The 4,012-nt window shown below is 59.5% G+C and carries 4 protein-coding genes; all 4 read left to right on the forward strand.

What is annotated here, in order from left to right:
- Nucleotides 1-1,876: ATP-dependent helicase (locus Q8O80_RS11680; RefSeq protein WP_305579633.1), on the forward strand; the 1,876-nt coding region annotated here is incomplete at its 5' end.
- Between the two features lie 3 nt (nucleotides 1,877-1,879).
- A complete protein-coding gene (locus Q8O80_RS11685) occupies nucleotides 1,880-2,662 on the forward strand; it encodes a hypothetical protein (RefSeq protein WP_305579634.1) in 783 nt (260 codons plus the stop codon).
- Complete coding sequence (locus Q8O80_RS11690) at nucleotides 2,659-2,976, forward strand: heavy metal-binding domain-containing protein (RefSeq protein ID WP_305579635.1); 318 nt, start codon at nucleotides 2,659-2,661, stop codon at nucleotides 2,974-2,976. The genes Q8O80_RS11685 and Q8O80_RS11690 overlap by 4 nt, the downstream gene beginning before the upstream one ends.
- 132 nt (nucleotides 2,977-3,108) lie before the next feature.
- Nucleotides 3,109-3,978, forward strand: coding sequence for a 50S ribosomal protein L11 methyltransferase (locus tag Q8O80_RS11695; RefSeq protein WP_305579636.1), 870 nt, complete (start codon nucleotides 3,109-3,111; stop codon nucleotides 3,976-3,978).
- The last annotated feature ends 34 nt before the right edge of the window (nucleotides 3,979-4,012 follow it).

The following is a 4,012-nucleotide window of genomic DNA, read 5'->3' on the forward strand; positions in this document are numbered from 1 at the left end:
CGAAAAGCGTTGGCCAGCCAAGCTCTTCGCCTCGATGATGGATGGCTGGAAGAACAAGGGCCTGCTGCCCAAGGACGTTTCGGTGGCCGATAGCGGCTCCTATGCCAATGGCATGGGCGGCAAGCTCTATTATGCCTATCAGGCGCGGCTCAAATCCCTCAACGCCGCCGATTTCGGCGATTTGCTGCTCGAATGCATCCGCCTGTTCCGCGAAAATCCCGACGTGCTGGCCGACTATCACCGCAAGTTCAAATATATGCTGGTGGACGAATACCAGGACAGCAATACCGCCCAATATCTCTGGCTGCGCCTCCTGGCGCAGGGAAAACCCGCCAGCCAAGCCAATATTTGCGTCGTCGGCGATGACGACCAGTCCATCTATGGCTGGCGCGGTGCCGAGGTCGACAATATCCTGCGCTTCGAAAAGGATTTTCCCGGCGCCAAGGTGATCAAGCTCGAGCGCAATTACCGCTCGACCGCCAATATCCTCAAGGCCGCCAGTAACATCATCGCCTTCAACGAAAGCCGCCTCGGCAAGACGCTGCAGACCGATGTGGCCGAACAGGGCGAGCTGGTCGCCGTCACCCAGGTCTGGGACAGCGAGGAAGAGGCGCGCACCATCGGCGAGCAGATCGAGCAATATCAGCGCGACGGCGATCCGCTCAATTCCATGGCCATCCTCGTGCGTGCCTCCTTCCAGATGCGCGAATTCGAAGAACGCTTCATCACCCTGGGCCTCAATTACCGCGTCATCGGCGGCCCGCGCTTTTACGAGCGCAAGGAAATCCGCGACGCCTTGGCCTATCTCCGCCTCGTCGCCCAGCCTGCAGACGATCTGGCGCTCGACCGCATCATCAATGTGCCCAAGCGCGGCCTCGGCGATTCCACCGTCCAACTGCTGCACAGCGCTGCCCGCGCCGCCAACGTGCCCCTGCTCTCGGCCATCCGCATGCTGGTCGATACCGAGGACCTCAAGCCCAAGCAGCGCACTACGTTGCGCGCTTTAGTGGCCCAGTTCGATTTCTGGGCCATGCAGGCCCAGACCCTGCGGCCCTTCGAGCTGGTCGAGCAGATCCTCGAAGAGAGCGGCTATACCGACATGCTCACGGTCGACAAGTCCGTCGAGTCACAGGGCCGTAAGGAAAACCTCAAGGAACTCAGCCGCGCCATGGAGGAGTTCGATACCCTGGGCAGCTTCCTCGAACACATTGCCTTGGTCATGGACCGTGACAATACCGACGCCGCTGATGCCGTCACCATCATGACGCTGCATGGCGCCAAGGGACTGGAATTCGACACCGTTTTCCTGCCCGGCTGGGAGGAAGGCACCTTCCCCAGCCAGCGCTCGATGGATGAATCCGGCCGCGCGGGCTTGGAAGAAGAGCGGCGCCTCGCCTATGTCGGCATTACCCGCGGCCGCAAGCGCGTACGCATTTCCGCCGCGCAGAACCGCCGCATCCACGGCCTCTGGCAATCAGCCATTCCATCCCGCTTTCTCGATGAACTGCCGGCCGACGCGGTGGAAGTCACCGATACCGGCTCCTCCTATGGCGGCTATGGCTATGGCGGAGGGGCCTCCAGCCGCTTCAACAAGGCTGACCCCTTCGAGAGCGTCTACGAAACCCCCGGCTGGCAGCGCGCCCGCGCCCAGCAGGCCAGTCGCAAGAGCGCCGGCCCGATGACCATTGACGGCGATCTGGTCGCCCGCTCCGTTGATATCGGCAACGACAAATCCGCCTTCACCTTCGGCGAACGCGTCTTCCACCTCAAATTCGGCTACGGCGCCATCGCCGCCATCGAGGGCAACAAGCTGACCATCGATTTCGAAAAAGCCGGGCGAAAGAAGGTGCTGGAGAGTTTTGTTACCAAGGGGTGAGGCATGCGTCGCCAAAAATTGGATTGGTACGAACAGATAGACGGATCCGCACTTTCGCTTGTCGAAAGAAATGGCATTGAGTTTTTCAAGAACTACATGCGCGGAATTCACCAAAGGGTCGCTGAAAAAATTGACTCGGAGTCTGCTGCTTTCCCTTTTGACAGCGATCGGTTCAGGCAAAAACTGTCAACGCTGGTCGAGGCCGAACCGAGATACGCCGTGCTTGCAGCAGTCGGAATTGCGGACAACCTATTAATAGAAATGTTCAAAAGGGAAAAACGTCCGCAAATAGAAATGCAAACCCTCTTGGGCCCGCTTGGCCCACTAGGGGACTTTAACAAGAGGCTGAAAATTGCGGCCATCTCAGACTTTATCAGCGACGACTGCTTAAGTTATTTCGATGAACTTCGTAAAATGAGAAACCGGATTGCCCACGCCGAAGCACCTGAAAACCCCGATGAGACAGAGATAAAAAAGTTGCTGAATCAGTCGACTGCGTGGCTCGAAGCTATAGAGACCGACCCTCGACTGAAGGCTCCAGATATCAACAAAGGCAGTCGGGAAGCCCTTATCGCTTCGATGCTAGTACATTTGGCGTTACTAGCGTGGCAGTCGATGCTTATGCCGCTATCGAATGCAAATGGTGTTCCATTGCAATTGTTGATCGAACGGGGAGCCAAAGTGTTTACCTCAACATCGGCTATCGGCATGGGGATCGCACTTGATGTTCTTCGAGTCGAGCGCTTAGAAATTCCTAGCGAGACAGCTGCAGAAGGCGCACCATGATCATCTCCACCACCCCCACCCTCGAAGGCCGGCCCGTCCGCGAATATCTGGGCATTGTCACCGGCGAGGTGATCGTCGGCGCCAATATCTTCAAGGATCTGTTTGCCGGCATTCGCGACATTGTCGGTGGTCGCGCCGGGGCCTATGAGGGCGCGCTGCGCGATGCGCGCCGCCAGGCCTATGAAGAACTGCGCTTCGAGGCCGAGCGCATGGGCGCCGACGCCGTGGTTGGCGTCGACCTCGATTATGAAGTCGTCGGCCAGGGTGGCTCGATGCTGATGGTGTCGATTTCCGGGACCGCCGTGAAGCTCTGATCCTTTCCGTAGCGCGTCGCTTGCCGGCTTGCCTGCCCTCAGCACAAGCCCGCTCTGGAGCTGTGGGGACAAGTTCGCATTGACGCCCGCGGGCCGATGGCGCAACAAGGCGCGAAACCTGAGGAAACCGCCATGTCCGTCGATCAGCTCTCTGCCCCGCTCACCAAGGATCAGGCCTATGAACTGGTCGATGCGGTGATGGAGCGCGATGATCTGGCGCTGACCGCCTCGGCGCACGAGAATGAAGACACCGGCCAATGGTACTTCGAGGCGGCCTGTGACAGCCCGCCCGACCTTGCAGCCTTTGTTGAACTGGCCCGCCAAACCCTTGGCATTGAAGTGGAATTTTCAGTTTCCCGGATTGATCCCGAAATCAACTGGGTGGCCAAATCGCTGGAGGGGCTAGCCCCGGTGACGGCCGGCGGCTTTTATGTCTATGGCAGCCACGAAACCGGACCCGTGCCCAGCGGGCTGACGGCAATACGGATCGATGCGGCGCAGGCCTTTGGCACTGGCCACCACGAGACCACCACCGGGTGCCTCGAGGCCATCAACCTGCTGCTCAAGCGCCGCAAGCCGCGCCACATGATCGATGTCGGCACCGGCACCGGCGTGCTGGCCATTGCCCTGGCCAAGCGCACCAAGACCCCGGTGATTGCCAGCGATATCGACCCGATTTCGGTCTCCACCACCATCGCCAATGCCGAGCAGAACGGCGTCGGCACGTTGATCGTTGCTGTCGAGGCCACTGGGCTAACCCATTCCACAATAACGCAAAACGGCCCCTATGACCTGATCGTCGCCAATATTCTGGCCGGCCCGCTAATGGCGCTGGCGCCCTCGGTCGGCAAGGCAGCACAAAAGGGCGCGAGCATTGTTCTATCCGGGATTCTGGAGCATCAGGCGCGTGGCGTGATCAACGCCTATGCCCGTCAGGGCATGACCCTGACCCAGACGCTGCAGCGCAAGGAATGGACCACGCTGATGCTGGAAATGAAGTAGCACGCCATTCGATTTCTCGCCCCCGAGAGGGTTT

It is taken from the genome of Devosia sp., assembly GCF_030689745.1.
Classification (GTDB): Bacteria; Pseudomonadota; Alphaproteobacteria; order Rhizobiales; family Devosiaceae; genus Devosia; species Devosia alba.